13 protein-coding genes are annotated in these 14,365 nt (G+C 72.4%); 9 read left to right on the forward strand and 4 right to left on the reverse strand.

Annotated features, from left to right (window positions below):
* Positions 1–202 precede the first annotated feature (202 nt).
* Entirely contained in the window at positions 203–1,417 is a 1,215-nt protein-coding gene (locus tag AB0M99_RS04495; RefSeq protein ID WP_365917376.1) for an FG-GAP-like repeat-containing protein, read from the forward strand.
* Between the two features lie 98 nt (positions 1,418–1,515).
* Here the strand turns inward: AB0M99_RS04495 and AB0M99_RS04500 are convergent, their stop codons facing one another.
* Together AB0M99_RS04500 and AB0M99_RS04505 are read right to left on the reverse strand one after the other, a co-directional pair.
* Positions 1,516–2,157 carry a class I SAM-dependent methyltransferase gene (locus AB0M99_RS04500; protein WP_365917168.1) on the reverse strand — a complete coding sequence of 214 codons (642 nt, stop codon included), beginning with the start codon at positions 2,155–2,157 and terminating at the stop codon, positions 1,516–1,518.
* A 100-nt stretch (positions 2,158–2,257) separates the two neighbouring features.
* Complete coding sequence (locus tag AB0M99_RS04505) at positions 2,258–2,671, reverse strand: ATP-binding protein (RefSeq protein WP_365917169.1); 414 nt, start codon at positions 2,669–2,671, stop codon at positions 2,258–2,260.
* 84 nt (positions 2,672–2,755) lie between these two features.
* Here AB0M99_RS04505 and AB0M99_RS04510 point away from each other — a divergent pair, with 84 nt between their 5' ends.
* From AB0M99_RS04510 to AB0M99_RS04530, 5 genes are all read left to right on the forward strand, one after another.
* Positions 2,756–3,604: a helix-turn-helix transcriptional regulator gene (locus AB0M99_RS04510; RefSeq protein ID WP_365917170.1), complete on the forward strand. Its 849-nt coding sequence runs from the start codon at positions 2,756–2,758 to the stop codon at positions 3,602–3,604.
* A complete protein-coding gene (locus AB0M99_RS04515) occupies positions 3,564–3,899 on the forward strand; it encodes a DUF397 domain-containing protein (protein ID WP_365917171.1) in 336 nt (111 codons plus the stop codon). Before AB0M99_RS04510 ends, AB0M99_RS04515 begins: the two co-directional genes overlap by 41 nt.
* A gap of 44 nt (positions 3,900–3,943) precedes the next feature.
* Positions 3,944–5,845, forward strand: a complete 1,902-nt coding sequence (locus tag AB0M99_RS04520; RefSeq protein WP_365917172.1) for a serine/threonine-protein kinase — start codon at positions 3,944–3,946, stop codon at positions 5,843–5,845.
* 106 nt (positions 5,846–5,951) lie between these two features.
* Entirely contained in the window at positions 5,952–8,102 is a 2,151-nt protein-coding gene (locus tag AB0M99_RS04525; protein ID WP_365917173.1) for an acyl-CoA dehydrogenase family protein, read from the forward strand.
* 15 nt (positions 8,103–8,117) lie between these two features.
* Positions 8,118–9,308, forward strand: a complete 1,191-nt coding sequence (locus tag AB0M99_RS04530; protein ID WP_365917174.1) for a lipid-transfer protein — start codon at positions 8,118–8,120, stop codon at positions 9,306–9,308.
* 162 nt (positions 9,309–9,470) lie between these two features.
* Here the strand turns inward: AB0M99_RS04530 and AB0M99_RS04535 are convergent, their stop codons facing one another.
* Positions 9,471–9,830: a DNA-binding response regulator gene (locus AB0M99_RS04535; protein ID WP_365917377.1), complete on the reverse strand. Its 360-nt coding sequence runs from the start codon at positions 9,828–9,830 to the stop codon at positions 9,471–9,473.
* 253 nt (positions 9,831–10,083) lie between these two features.
* Here AB0M99_RS04535 and AB0M99_RS04540 point away from each other — a divergent pair, with 253 nt between their 5' ends.
* From AB0M99_RS04540 to AB0M99_RS04550, 3 genes are read left to right on the forward strand one after another with little or no spacing between them, the layout of a single operon-like run.
* Positions 10,084–10,938, forward strand: coding sequence for a MaoC/PaaZ C-terminal domain-containing protein (locus tag AB0M99_RS04540; protein ID WP_365917175.1), 855 nt, complete (start codon positions 10,084–10,086; stop codon positions 10,936–10,938).
* Positions 10,939–10,960: 22 nt separating this feature from the next.
* Positions 10,961–12,037: a Zn-dependent alcohol dehydrogenase gene (locus AB0M99_RS04545; RefSeq protein WP_365917176.1), complete on the forward strand. Its 1,077-nt coding sequence runs from the start codon at positions 10,961–10,963 to the stop codon at positions 12,035–12,037.
* A 24-nt stretch (positions 12,038–12,061) separates the two neighbouring features.
* Positions 12,062–13,003: a 3-oxoacyl-ACP reductase gene (locus AB0M99_RS04550; RefSeq protein ID WP_365917177.1), complete on the forward strand. Its 942-nt coding sequence runs from the start codon at positions 12,062–12,064 to the stop codon at positions 13,001–13,003.
* Positions 13,004–13,103: 100 nt separating this feature from the next.
* On the opposite strand, the gene AB0M99_RS04555 is transcribed toward AB0M99_RS04550, so the two are convergent.
* Entirely contained in the window at positions 13,104–14,186 is a 1,083-nt protein-coding gene (locus AB0M99_RS04555; protein ID WP_365917178.1) for a hypothetical protein, read from the reverse strand.
* Positions 14,187–14,365 lie beyond the last annotated feature (179 nt).

A 14,365-nucleotide genomic window follows, 5' to 3' on the forward strand; every position in this document is an offset into this window, starting at 1 on the left:
GAGCTTCGTTGCGTCCGGCGTGTCCAAACTGAAGGTCCGCCACACGGCTGTGACCTGCCGCTTCTCCTCACAGCCAAGACTATGAATCAGCCCTGAGCCCACCCCGCTGACCGCCGGCAAGCCAGCTCTCAAGGCCAAGGCGACGCTGAGCAATGGCCAGTCTCTCGAGATCACAGAGCTCGCCCCGCTCGCCGACCGGGACCTGGTACTGGCACGGCTGGCCGCTCCGGTCACCGGCATCGCAGCCGTCCAGCGTGCCAGCACCGCACCGGCAACCGGAACAGCCTTGACCTCAGCTGGGTTCGGGCGCACCAAGAGCGATTGGGTGCCCGGCAGGCTGCATACCGGGACGTTCACCACCAACGCGATCGATGCCACCACCGTCGCCATCACCGGCAGAGACACAGATGTCGTGTGCAAGGGCGACACCGGCGGCCCCCTCCTCAACACGGCCGGCGAGCTGGTCGGCGTCAACAGCCAGTCCTGGCAAGGCGGATGCCTGGACGCCAACCCCGCCGAGACCCGCACGAACGCGATCGCCGTGCGCGTCGATGACCTCGGCCAGTGGATCAGCCAGGTAACCGCTCCCCGCCGCTCCGCCGCCTCCAACGAGGCTGGCGGCAGTGAGCGGGTGCGGTGGGCGGACTTCGACGGGGACCGCAAGCCCGACTACATCACCATTGCCGACAGTGGCGAGGTCAAGGTCTGGCTCAACCGCGGCGGAGACCCGGCCGGAGCAGGCGGCTGGCAGCCCGTCGGGAAGGTGGCCGGCGGACTCACCACCGACCGCAGCCGCGTACGTCTCGCTGACTTCGATGGCGACGGAAAGGCCGACTACATCGTCATCGACGCGGGCGGCTCGGTGTACGTCTACCTCAACCGTGGCGGCGACACCGGCGGCGGCTGGCAGGCCGTTGGCAAGGTCGCCGTCGGCCTGACCAACGACGCGAGCAAGGTCCGCTTCGCGGACTGGGACGGCGACGGCAAGACCGACTACATCGTCCTCAGCGACACTGGGGCCGTCGAGGTCTACCTCAATCGTGGCGGCGACACCGGCGGCGGCTGGCAGGGCGTCGGCACCGTCACCACCGGCGCCACCACCGATCGCACCCGGATTCGGTTCGCCGACAACGACGGGGACGGCAAGGCCGACTACTACATCGTCAAGCCCGGCGGAGGCATCGACCTCTTCAACAACCGCGGCGGCGACACCGGCGGCGGCTGGAAGCCCATGGGCCAGATCGCCGTCGGTCTGACCAACGACCACCCCAAGGTCCAGTTCGTCGACTTCGACGCCGACACCCACGCCGACTACATCCTCGGGGACGCCAACGGCGGCGCCACCGTCTACTCCTGGAACGGCGGAGACGGCGCAGGCGGCTGGAACGGCCTCGGCAAGGTCGCCGGCGGCGCCTAATGGGAGCTATGGAACCAGGGATGCTTGGTTCCGTAGCCGCCGGTGAGTGAACGCTCTCCACGGACGCGCTGCCCTTCATTGGGTGGCGCGTCCGGCTGTTAGATGCCTGTTGACGTGCGGCGGAGGACTCGGAGGGAGTTTGTGGCCGAGACCTCTTCGAAGGCGCCCGAGGCCAGGGCGCGGAGGTAGATGCGGTACGGGGCCTGGCCGCCGTCGGCGGGGTCGGGGAAGACGTCGTGGATGACCAGGGTGCCGCCCACCGCGAGGTGCGGGGCCCAGCCTTCGTAGTCGCCGGTGGCGTGTTCGTCGGTGTGGCCGCCGTCGATGAAGACCAGGCCGAGCGGGCCGCCCCAGGCCGCCGCGACCTGGGGGGAGCGGCCGACCATCGCGATCACGTGCTCCTCCAGGCCGGCCCGGTGCAGGGTGCGGCGGAAGGTGGGCAGGGTGTCCATCAGGCCGATCTCCGGGTCCACGACCGTCGGGTCGTGGTACTCCCAGCCGGGCTGCTGCTCCTCGCTGCCGCGGTGGTGGTCGACGGTGATCGCCGGGACCCCGGCCTCGCGGGCGGCGTCGGCCAGGAGGATCGTGGAGCGGCCGCAGTACGTGCCGACCTCCAGCAGCGGGAGCCCGAGGGCGGCGGCCTCGGCTGCGGCCTCGTACAGGGCGAGGCCCTCGTCCACGGGCATGAACCCCTTGGCGGCCTCGAAGGCGGCGAGGGTCTCCGGCTTGGGGCTGGCCATGTGGTTCCTCCTGCTGAGCTGCGTGTGGGCGGCCCATGCTGCCCTACCGCCCGGTAGGGCGCCATGCCCGGGGTGCCGGGACCGGGAGGGCGCCGCCGCCTCATACGTCGCACTCGAACCAGACCGTCTTGCCGGTGGGCCGGGGCTCCGTGCCCCAGCGGTCGGCTACCGCCTCGACCAGGAGCATCCCGCGGCCGTCCTCCGCGAGGAGGTGCTTGCGGCCCCGGGTGACGCGCGGCGGGTGCGGGCAGCCGTCCGTGACCTCGACCCGCAGCCCCTCCGGCCGCCGCAGGATCAGCACCGCGCAGCCCCGCCCGGGCACGTGCCGTACGACGTTGGCGACCAGCTCCGTCAGCGCGAGCTCGGCGGCGTCCGTCAGCTCGGCGATGTCCCACTCCGCGAGGAACATGCGCAGGATGCGCCGCATGTGCCGGGCCGAGTGCTCACCGACGGTGAAGCCCATGTGGTAGCTGTCGCCAATCTCCGCCGGGAAGGCGTCAGTTGCGTGATTCATGCCACCAGGGTGGACGGGTCTGGTTACGCTCGGCTACGGGTTGAAACGAACGCCGCACCGCGTGAACTTGGGGGTGACCGCCTCATGGTCAACATCCGCGATCTCGATCCCAGCGCCTCACCGCTGGACTACTACGGCTCGGAACTCCGCCGCCTGAGAGAGGAAGCGGGGCTGAAACAGGGACAGCTCGGCGGCATCGTCTTCTGCACCGCCTCGCTGATCGGGCAGATCGAGACGGCGAGGAAGGTCCCGACCCGCGACTTCTCGGAGCGAGTTGACGCGGCCCTGGGGACCGGTGGGTTCTTCTCCCGGTTGGTGGGGCTCGTGCTGAGGAGTCAGCTTCCGGCTTGGTTCCAGGCATACGCGGAGATGGAGGCGAAGGCGTCGTACATCTCCACGTTCCAGCCGCAGCTGGTGTATGGGTTGTTGCAGACGGGAGAGTACGCACGAGCGGTGCTGGGTGTGCGCAAGGAGAAGAACCTCGACGCACGGGTAGAGGCCCGGATGGAGCGCCAGCGCATCCTGGACCGCGAGAATCCGCCACTGATGTGGATCGTGCTGAGCGAGGCCGTGCTCCGTCAAGAGATCGGCGGCCCGGACGTCATGCGGAACCAACTCGCGCACTTGTTGGCTCTGCGGGAGCGGGAGTGGGTGAAGGTACAGATCCTGCCCTTTGGGGCGGGTGCCCATGCCGGACAGATGGGCGAGTTCAACATTCTGCGCTTCGACGACGACCCGGACATTGTCTATACCGAGGACTTCATCCAGGGTCACATGACGGCTAATCCGCAGGCCCTCAGGGAGGGTTCGCTCCGTTACGATCACTTGCAGGCCGCCGCCCTCTCGCTGGAGGACTCGGCGGGGCTGATCGCCCGCGTAATGGAGGAGCGCTATGGACAGCATCCAGGACTTGAAGGGCGCGCAGTGGCGTAAGTCGTCGTACAGCGGCGACACCGGCGGGAACTGCGTCGAGTGCGCCCCTCTCGGCGGAGCCACCTGGCGGAAGTCCTCGTACAGCGGCAACACCGGCGGCGACTGCATCGAGTGCGCCCCCCTCGGTGGAGCCGCCTGGCGCAAGTCCTCGTACAGCTCCGACACCGGCGGCGAATGCGTCGAGATCGCCGCCCAGCCCTGCGTCGTCGCCGTCCGGGACTCCAAGAACCCCGACGGGCCGGTCTTCACCGTCGGCCCCGTCGCCTTCGCCACCTTCGTGGGGTCCGTTCGATAACAACGCTTACCCTGAGGCCAGTTCGGACGGCCACGGGGGGAAGCATGAGCAGCAGTGGGATCAGTGACGACGACGACAACGTCGACGGTGGCATAAAGCCGCTCACCGGCACGGATCCGAGCCGGATCGGGCCCTACCTGCTGCTCGGGCGGCTCGGGGCCGGGGGCATGGGGCGGGTGTTCCTGGCCCGGTCCGAGGGCGGGCGTACCGTCGCGGTGAAGGTGGTGCACGAGGAGCACGTCTCGAACGCGCAGTTCCGGGCCCGCTTCCGCCGCGAGATCGACGCGGCCAGACGCGTCGGCGAGCGGTACACCGCGCCCGTCATCGACTCGGATCCGGACGCCGACCGGCCCTGGGTGGCTACGGGTTACGTGCCCGGGCTGTCGCTGGAGCAGATCGTGCGCCGGCACGGGCCCCTGCCCGTGGAGTCCGTGCACGCGCTCGCCGACGGGCTGCTGCATGCGCTGGGGGACATCCACGCGGCCGGGATCGTGCACCGCGACCTCAAGCCGTCGAACGTGATGCTGACCGTCGAGGGCACCCGCGTCATCGACTTCGGCATCTCGCGCGCCCTGGAGACCTCCGTCGAGTCGCTGCTCACCAGCACCGGCATGGTCGTCGGCTCGCCCGGGTTCATGTCGCCCGAGCAGGTCCGCGGACAGCGGGCCGGGGTGAAGAGCGACGTGTTCACGCTCGGCTGCGTGCTGACGTACGCGGCCACCGGGCAGCTGCCCTTCGGCGCCGGGGCCAGCAACCAGCACGCGGTGATGTTCCAGATCGTGGAGGCCGAGCCGGAGCTGGACGGCATCGGGGACGAGGCGCTGCGCGCGTTCATCCGGCGCTGCCTGGTCAAGGGCGTCGACGAGCGGCCCGGCGTGGAGGAGCTGCTGGCGGACCCGGAGCGGGTACGTCCGGCCGTGCGCGGTGGTGCGTGGCTGCCGCCCAAGGTCGTGGCGCGCCTGGCCCAGCAGGCGGCCCAACTGCTCGACGCCGAGGCGGCGCCGCCGGAGCGGGAGGCGCCGGAGGCCGGGGCGCCCACCGACCGGGCGACGATAGGGCTGCGGCCGGAGGCGGGCTCTGCCGGGCCGGTGGTCGCCGCGCCCGCGCCCGCGCCCGGCGCAGGTACGGCCGAGGGCGAGCGGCGGCGGCGCAAGCGGCCGTGGACGGTCGCGGTGCCGGCCGTCTTCGTGATCTCGATCGGTGGCGGCACGGTGGCCCTGATCCAGCCGTTCGGCGGCGACGGGAACCGGGCGGCCTCGCCCCCGGCGAGCAGCGCCCCGGTGACGCCCGGCGCGACCGGCGGCTCCCCTTCCGCGGCGAGCGGTTCGCCGAGCGCGGGCGCGCAGAGCCCCCAGGCCCCCCAGAGCCCCGACGCCTCGGCGCAGGGCGCCCAGGTCGGCGGCGCCGCGCAGGGTGCCGCGGCGGGCGCGGGCACGCCCGGCGGCGGCTCCGGCACCCCGGGCGGGAGCGGTACGGGCAGCAGCGCCGGCAAGGAGACCAGCGCGGGCCCCGCCGCCGGGGGCGCGAACGGCGGCGGTTCTCCCGCGGGCGGCACCGGCACGCAGCCCACCACGCCCGGCGGCGGGGGCTCGCCCAGTGGCGGCGGTTCGTCCGGCGGTGACGCGGTCCCGGCGTACTTCGTCGGCACCTGGGTCTACAAGGGGCAGTTCAACATCGGTCAGCCGGACACGGTGACCGTCTCCCGCACCGGGGCCGTCCGCCTGATCTCCGACCAGAACATGGGCCATTGCGAGCACATCGCCAAGGTGGTGTCGGTGGTCGGGAACCGGATGAACATCAGCTCGGGGGCGGAGGACAAGAGCAAGTCCACCGGCCAGTTCTGCGGGACGCTCGACGCGTCGTTCTTCACCAAGAGCGAGCCGATCGGGCTCATGCACAACGTGGGGCCGTCCCACGGCGAGGGGTACTACTACGAACGCTCCTGACCCCTCCTCCTGACCTGCCGGCTCCGAGGCCCGCTCCGAGGCCCGCGCCGAGGAACACGTTCATCTGACCTTCCGTCAGATTGGAACGTGTTCTAGTCTGCCGCGCATGGGCATCGGAATCACGCAAGAGCAGCGGGAGTTGGCCGAGGCGGTGCGCGGCTGGGCAGCGCGCGCCGTACCGCCCGAGGAGGTGCGCAAGCTCCTCGACACCCCGCCGCAGGCCGGGGCGCGGCCCGCGTACTGGGACGGGCTCGCCGCCTCCGGGCTGCTCGCGCCGCACCTGGAGGGCGGCACCCTGCTCGACCTCGCCGTCGTCGCGGAGGAGGCCGGGCGGGCGGCGCTGCCCGGGGCCTTCCTCGGCAGCGCACTGGCCTCGGTGCTGCTGCACCGGGCCGGGGCGGAGGAGCTCACCGCCGCGCTGGCCGACGGCAGCCGGGTCGGCGCCGTCGCGCTGGGGCCCGGCAGCCTGACGGCCGTGGCCGTGGAGGGCGGCGGGTACCTGCTCGACGGCACCGCGCCGCCCGTGCTCGGCGCCGGGGAGGCCGACCTCGTACTGCTGGCCGCCGAGGCCGCGCACGGGACCCGCTGGTTCGCGGTGGACGCCGCCGCGCTGGACATCCGTACCCACGAGAGCGCCGACCCGACGCGGCCCACCGCCGAGGTGCACGCCCGCGGGGTCGTCGCCGGGCCCGGCCGGGTGCTGGAGCTGGACGCGGCCCTGGTCCGGGACCTGGCCTGCACGGTCTTCGCGGCCGATGCCTGCGGCACCGCGGCCTGGGCGCTGCAGACGGCCGCCGAGTACGCGAAGGTCCGCGAGCAGTTCGGGCGGCCCATCGGGCAGTTCCAGGGCGTCAAGCACCTGTGCGCCGACATGCTGGTGCGCCTCGAACAGGCGCGGGCCCTGGCCTGGGACGCCGCACAGGCCATGGAGGAGCCCGCCGAGGTGCGCTCGCTGGTCGCCGCCCTCGCCGCCGGGACCGCGCTCGACGCCGCCTACACCTGCGCCAAGGACTGCATCCAGATCCTCGGCGGCATCGGCTTCACCTGGGAGCACGACGCGCATGTCCACCTGCGCCGGGCCGTCGTGGCCCGCCAGCTGCTGGGCCCCGGCGACGGGCACCGGGTACGGGCCGTGCGGTGCGCGGCCGGGGGCGCGCGGCGGGAGCTGCGCCTCGAACTCCCGGCGGAGGCGGAGGCGTACCGGGCGAAGGCCCGTACCGCCATCGAGGACGCGCGCGGCCTCGACCCGGCCGCCGCCCGCCGGGTGCTGGCCCCCACCGGGTACGCGGCCCCGTACCTGCCGCCGCCGTACGGACTGGGCGCCGGGCCCGTCGAGCAGCTCGTCGTCCAGCAGGAGCTGCGGGCGGCCGGGGTCAAGGTCGCCGACCTCGGGATCGCGACCTGGGTCGTACCCTCGCTGCTCGCCTACGGGACCGAGGCGCAGCGCGACGCCTACGCGCTGGCGACCCTGCGCGGGGACGTCACCTGGTGCCAGCTCTTCTCCGAACCGGGGGCGGGCTCGGACCTGGCCTCGCTGCGGACCCGGGCGGAGCGCACCGAGGACGGCTCCTGGAGGATCAACGGGCAGAAGGTGTGGACGAGTTCCGCGCACAGCGCCGACTTCGGGATCCTGCTGGCCCGCACCGATCCGGAGGCACCCAAGCACAAGGGGCTCGGCTACTTCGTCGTCGACATGAGGAACAGCCCCGGCATCGACATCCGGCCGCTCAAGGAGATCACCGGCGAGGCCCTCTTCAACGAGGTCTACTTCGACGACGTGCTGCTCCCGCCGGACGCGCTGGTGGGGGCGGCCGACGACGGGTGGAAGGTCGCGCGCAACACGCTGGGCAACGAGCGCGTCCACATGGCCGACCAGATGACCTTCGACACCGGCCTGGAGGCGCTGATCGCGCGCAGCGCCGGGCTCGACGGGGCATACCGGGCGCGGATCGGGGCGCTGGCCGCCGAGGCGCACGCCCTGGCCTGCATCGGGCTGCGCACCACCCTCCAGCAGGTGTCGGGGCTGGAGCCGGGCGCGGGTGCGTCCGTACGCAAGCTCGTCCAGACCCCGCACCAGCAGCGGACCGCCGAGCTCGCGCTCGAACTGCTGGGTCCGGCGGGCGCGGTGTGCGAGGGGGCGGGGGAGAAGGCGGTGCACGGGATGCTCATGTCCCGCTGCCTGACCATCGCCGGGGGCACCACGCAGGTCCAGCTCAATGTCGTCGCCGAGCGGATTCTCGGCCTCCCGAGGGACTGAAGGGACACCAGGGGCATGAAGTCGTACATCGTGGGCGTCGGCATGACGAAGTTCGAGAAGCCGGAGTCGAGGGACTGGCAGTACTGGGACATGGCCGAGGAGGCCGGGTCCGCGGCGCTGGCGGACGCGGGGGTGGACTACGGGCTGGTCGAACAGGTCCCGGTGGGTTACTGCTTCCAGGCCTCCACGGCCGGCCAGCGGGCGGCGTACGAACTGGGGCTGAGCGGGGTCCCGGTCTACAACGTCAACAACAACTGCGCGACCGGGTCGACGGCGCTGATGATGGCGCGGCAGTTCGTGGAGGGGGGCATCAACGACTGCGTGCTCGCGCTCGGCTTCGAGAAGATGAAGAAGGGCGCGCTGGGCGGCGGGGCCGACGGGGGCGACTTCAAGACCTCCCCGGTGGCCCGGCACTACGGGATCATGGCCGCCGGGCACGGCTTCGAGATGTCGCCGCCGACCGCGCAGATCTTCGGGAACGCGGCGCGCGAGCACATGGAGCGTTACGGGACCACGGCCGCGCAGCTGGCGATGGTGGGCGCCAAGAACCACCGGCACTCGGCGAACAACCCGAACGCGCAGTTCCAGGACGTGTACTCGGTGGAGGAGATCCTGGCGGCGAAGTCGATCCACGAGCCGCTGACGAAGCTGCAGTGCTCGCCGACCTCGGACGGCGCGGCGGCCGCGGTGGTGGTGTCGGAGCGGTTCGTGGAGCAGCACGGCCTGGCCGACCGTGCGGTGGAGATCGTCGCCCAGTCCATGACCACGGACACGGAGGCGTCCTTCTCCTCCGGCTCCTGCATCGACGTGGTCGGCAAGCCGATGACCGCTGCCGCGGCCCGTCAGGTGTACGAGGCTTCGGGGCTCGGGATCGAGGACGTCGACGTGGTCGAGCTGCACGACTGCTTCTCGATCAACGAGCTGCTGACGTACGAGGCGCTGGGCATGTGCGAGGACGGCTCCGCCGGGGGCCTGGTGCAGTCGGGGGCGACCACCTACGGCGGGCGGTGGGTGGTGAACCCGTCGGGCGGGCTCATCTCCAAGGGGCACCCCCTCGGGGCCACTGGGCTGGCGCAAGCCGCGGAGTTGGTGTGGCAGCTGCGTGGGCAGGCCGGGGCCCGCCAGGTTTCGGGCGCGCGGGTGGGGCTGGCGCACAACATCGGCCTGGGCGGCGCGGCCGTGGTGACGCTGCTGCGGCGCCGCTAGGGCTGGGCCTGGGCCTGGCGCTGGGCCCGGGCCCTGCGGGCGCTGTCCCCTACCCGCCCTTCCGCCGTTCCCCGGGCTCTGCCCGGACCCGCGCCTCAAACGCCGGCGGGGCTGAAATTGCCCTTCGGGCAATCCAGCCCCGCGGGCGCCCCGCCAGTGTTTTCAGGGTTCGAGGGCGGGGTCCACCACCGTTTCGCCCATCGACGCGCGGCGGATCGAATCGGCCAGGTCCTCGATCGGGCCGTCGCGCAGGACCAGGCCCGCCGCGCCCGCCTCCAGCGCGGCCTCCCGCAGGCCCGGGTGGGCCGAGCCCGTCAGGACCAGGACCCGGCACTCCGGGTCCTCCCCGAGGAGCTCGGCGACCGCTCCGGGCTCCTCGACCAGCGCCACCGCGGGCCGGGCCAGCGCGGTGGCCACCACCTCGATGTCGGGCTGGAGCCCGAGCCGCACCGCCAGAGCCGCGGCGTCCGGGAACGCCAGCAGCACCCGCAGGGAGCGGGTCGGGCGGTGGTTCACGGGCATCTCGTCCACCCGGCCAGGGTAGGACCCCCTCGCCCGCACGGAACGTGCAACACGCCTCTCCGCCAGTGATTCTGACGTCAAGTCAGGAGTCTTCCCAACTGCTGGGGCGTGCGTTATACATTCCCTCACCGGATACCTAGAACGCGTTCTAGAGTGCCGGTCCCGCATACGACCTCGGTGCGGCCGACGGTGCGGACGGCCGCACCGAGGTCTTCCATCGCGTCGATTTCTCAAGACAGGGAGCAGCATCCCCATGCCGATCGATGCCGCCAGGGCCCTCGCCGCCGACCCCCGCCAGGGGGAGATCGCCTGGGACCACAAGGACATCCAGCTCTACCACCTCGGCCTCGGCGCGGGCCTGCCCGCCACCGACCCCGACGAGCTGCGCTACACCCTGGAGTCCAAGCTCCACGTGCTCCCCAGCTTCGCGACCGTCGCCGGCGCGGGCATGGCCATGATGGGCGGCCTCGCGGCCCCCGGCATCGAGGTCAACCTCGCCCACGTGCTGCACGGCGGCCAGTCCATCGAGCTGCACCGGCCCATCCCCGTCAAGGGGCAGGCCGCGTCCACCGCCAAGGTCGCCGCCGTCTACGACAAGGGCAAGGCGGCCGTGGTCGTCCTGCGCACCGAGGTCGCGGACGCCGACGGCCCCCTGTGGACCTCCGACGCGTCGATCTTCGTACGGGGAGAAGGCGGCTTCGGCGGCGACCGCGGCCCCTCCGTGAAGACGGAGCAGCCCGAGCGGGCGCCCGACCGCGTGGAGGAGCGGACGATCCGCGAGGAGCAGGCGCTGCTGTACCGCCTCTCCGGCGACTGGAACCCCCTGCACGCGGACCCCGAGTTCGCCAAGCTGGCCGGCTTCGACCGGCCGATCCTGCACGGCCTGTGCTCGTACGGGATGACCCTCAAGGCCGTGGTCGACACCGCCCTCGGCGGCGACGTGTCCCGGGTCCGCGCCTACCGCACGCGCTTCGCCGGGATCGTCTTCCCCGGCGAGACCCTGCGGATCCGGATGTGGCAGGAGCCCGCCCGCGTCCTGGTCTCGGTGACCGCCGTCGACCGGGACGACGCGCCGGTCCTCGCCGACACCGTCGTCGAACACCAGTAACACCGACACAAGGAGCCGCACCGTGCGCGCAGCACTGCAGAGCGAGATCGGCCAGGACAAGCTCGAAGTGGTCGACGACATGGAGGCCGTGGGCTTCGGTCCCGGCAAGGTGAGGATCCGCATCAAGGCCACCGGCCTGTGCCACTCCGACCTCTCCGCCATGAGCGGCGTCCTGCCGCAGCCCGCCCCCTTCATCCCGGGCCACGAGGGCTCCGGCGTGATCACGGACGTCGGCGACGGGGTCACCAGCCACAAGATCGGCGATCGGGTGCTCGTCTGCTGGCTGCCGCCCTGCGGGCACTGTCCGTCCTGCCGCCGCGGCCAGGGGCACCTGTGCCTGGAGGCCTTCGGCAACGTCGCCACCGCCAACTTCCGCCGCGCGGGCAGCGACATCTTCGGATTCGCCGGCACCGGCACCTTCGCCGAGGAGATGGTGGTCCCGGCGGGCTGCGCCGTGCCCATCCCCGACGACGTCCCCTTCGACATCGCCGCGCTGATCGGCTGCGGCGTGACCACCGGCCTCGGTGCGGCCATCAACACCGCCAAGGTCGAGGCCGGATCCTCGGTCGCCGTCATCGGCTGCGGCGGCGTCGGCATCTCCGTCATCCAGGGCGCCAAGGTGCAGGGCGCCGCCCAGATCGTCGCCGTCGACCCGGTCGCCTCCCGCCGCGAGGCGGCGCTGCGCTTCGGCGCCACCGAGGCGGTCGCCCCGGACGCCTTCGGCGACGCCAAGAACCGGATCACCGCCGGCGAGGGCTTCGACTACGTCTTCGAGGTGGTCGGCAAGTCCGCGACCGCGCACACCGCCTACGAGATGACCCGGCGCGGCGGGTCGGTGGTCGTGGTCGGCGCGGGCGCGCTCGACGACAACTACTCGATCAACATGTTCTCGCTGTTCTTCGACGAGAAGAAGATCCTGCCGTCGATGTACGGGGGCGGCGACGTGCTCCGCTCGTACGAGCGCACCATCGCGCTGTGGCGGGCCGGCCGGGTGGACCTGGCGGGCCTGATCACGCACCGGGTGCAGCTCGGCGAGATAAACGACGCCCTCGACCAGATGCGCACCGGCGTGGCCCTGCGCACCTGCATCGAACTCTGACCTGTTTCGAGAGGAACCGTACGGATGTCACTGCCACTTGAGGGACTCTCCGCCATCGTCACGGGCGCCGGCCGCGGTCTCGGCCGGGCGGAGGCGATCGAACTCGCCCGGCTCGGCGCGAGCGTGGTCGTCAACGACTTCGGCCAGAGCGGGCGCGACGGCTCCGGGGAGGCCTCGGCCGCCCCGGCGGAGGAGGTCGCCGCCGAGATCCGTGCCGCGGGCGGGCAGGCGGTGGCGCACCTCGGAGACGTGGCCGACTTCGAGCAGGCGCGCGAGCTGGTCGAGCTGGCGGTGGGCAGCTTCGGCAAGCTCGACATCCTGGTCAACAACGCGGGCATCCTGCGCGACCGGATGGTCTTCTCGATGTCGGAGGCGGAGTGGGACTCGGTCATCCGGGTCCACCTCAAGGGCCACTTCAACACCACGCACTTCGCCTCCGTGCACTGGCGGGAGCGGTCGAAGGCGGCGGGCGGCCCGGTCTACGGCCGGATCGTCAACACCTCCTCCGAGGCCTTCCTCGGCGGCTCCGCAGGGCAGCCGAACTACGCCGCGGCCAAGGGCGGGATCGTGGGTCTGACCACCTCGACCGCCCTGGCCCTGGCCAAGTACGGGGTCACGGCCAACGCCATCTGCCCGCGCGCCCGGACGCGTATGACGGAGGACGTCTTCGCGGGCTTCCAGGTCCCGGAGGAGGGCAAGCTCGACGCCCTCGCCCCCGAGCACGTCGCGCCGCTCGTCGGCTACCTGGCCTCGCCCGCCTCGGCCAGGGCGAACGGGCAGCTGTTCGTCGTGCACGGCGGCATCGTGGTCGTGATGGAGCGTCCGAAGGTGGCGGCGAAGTTCGACACCACCAAGGAGGCGTTCTCCTACGAGGAGCTGGACGAGGTCCTCACCCCGCACTACGAGTCCCGTCCGGCGAACGAGACCTTCGCCGCCGCGGAGGTGCTGGGCCTCAAGCACGGCTGACCGCGGCCGGTACGACCACGCGGGGGGCGGGCCCGGGGTGCTGACACCCCGGGCCCGGTCCGTCGTGCGGGCCCGGGCCGGGGCCCTTCCGCAGCGGCGCCTACCGCAGCGGCGCCTGCTGGAGCGGTACGGGCCTCGGCGCGGCCGCCGGGAGCGGCTCCAGCCGGACCGGCGGCGGCGGGGCCACCGGCAGGCTCATCCCGAGGATCCCGCACGGCACTTCCGCGGTCGCGTACGGCAGGTGCAGCCGGCCCTCCGCGCTCCACAGCCCCGTCCCGCCGAGCCAGCCGACGGGGCCGCCGAGCCGGAACACGTGCCGGTCGGCGGGGCGCCACAGGGCCAGGCCGCCGTCGTCCAGCCGCAGTGCGACCCCGCAGCTCTCGGGCATCAGGGCCTGCCCCGGCTGGACCGCGAACGGCACGGCCGTGGCGCCGTCGGCGCGCAGGCACTCCGGGAACCGCACCGGCCGGGCGCTGCCCAGCACCCCCCAGCCCAGGCGCTGTTCGCCCGGGGCGTCGGAGCGGATCAGCAGCAGCCCGCTGTCGGGGTCGGCCAGCAGCAGCCGGTCGGAGCTGCCCTCCGCGATCTGGAGCAGCGGGGAGACCTCGCCGCCGCGGCCCAGGTCGACGGCGACGGCCTTGACGACCCCGTCCAGTTCGCGGTCCAGCGCCAGCATCCGGCCCGTCCGGTCCAGCCAGACCCCGCCGGAGCAGCGCCCGGGGATCCGGGCCACCGGCTCGGGCCCGAACGGGGTGCCGGCCACCCGCCACACGGTGGTCCCGGAGTCGCCCGCGGCCAGGGCGAAGGCCCCGCAGCCGTCGGGGGACGGGGGCAGCAGGGTGACCCGTACGCCTTCGTCCTCGGGTACGACCGCGCCCAGCTCCAACTGCCCGGTCCGCGGGCCCGCCGCGGCGCCGCCCGTCGGGTACAGGAGCGCGAAGGCGTGCCGTTCCGCAACCCGCCGGTGGATCAGCACGCGTCCGTCGGCGAGCGGCAGCACCTCGCTGTCCGCCTCCTCGGGCTGCGCGAGCGGCAGCGGCACCGCGTACGGCTCGGGCCCGGTCAGGGTCCACCGCTCCGGGTAGCGCGCCTCACCGTCCCCGGCGAGCCGCGCGGCGTACGAGCCGTCCGCGGCGATGGTGAACGGGGCCGTCGTCGTGATCTCGATGGCACAGACAGTCATCTGCGCGTCACCTCCGGTTAGGGAAGCTAGTTTTCGCACTTCCTGCCGAACAACACGACTGCTCATGCTTCACACATACGGGTGGCCGGGCGGTGATTCGCCCATGGCCGTGGTGACGATTGTGCTGTGCGATATCGGGGCGTTTAGGGTAAGGAGCTGGTTAGGCTTGCCTAACTGCC

Origin of the sequence: Streptomyces sp. NPDC051183, assembly GCF_040682455.1 — a bacterium.
Lineage (GTDB): Bacteria > Actinomycetota > Actinomycetes > Streptomycetales > Streptomycetaceae > Streptomyces.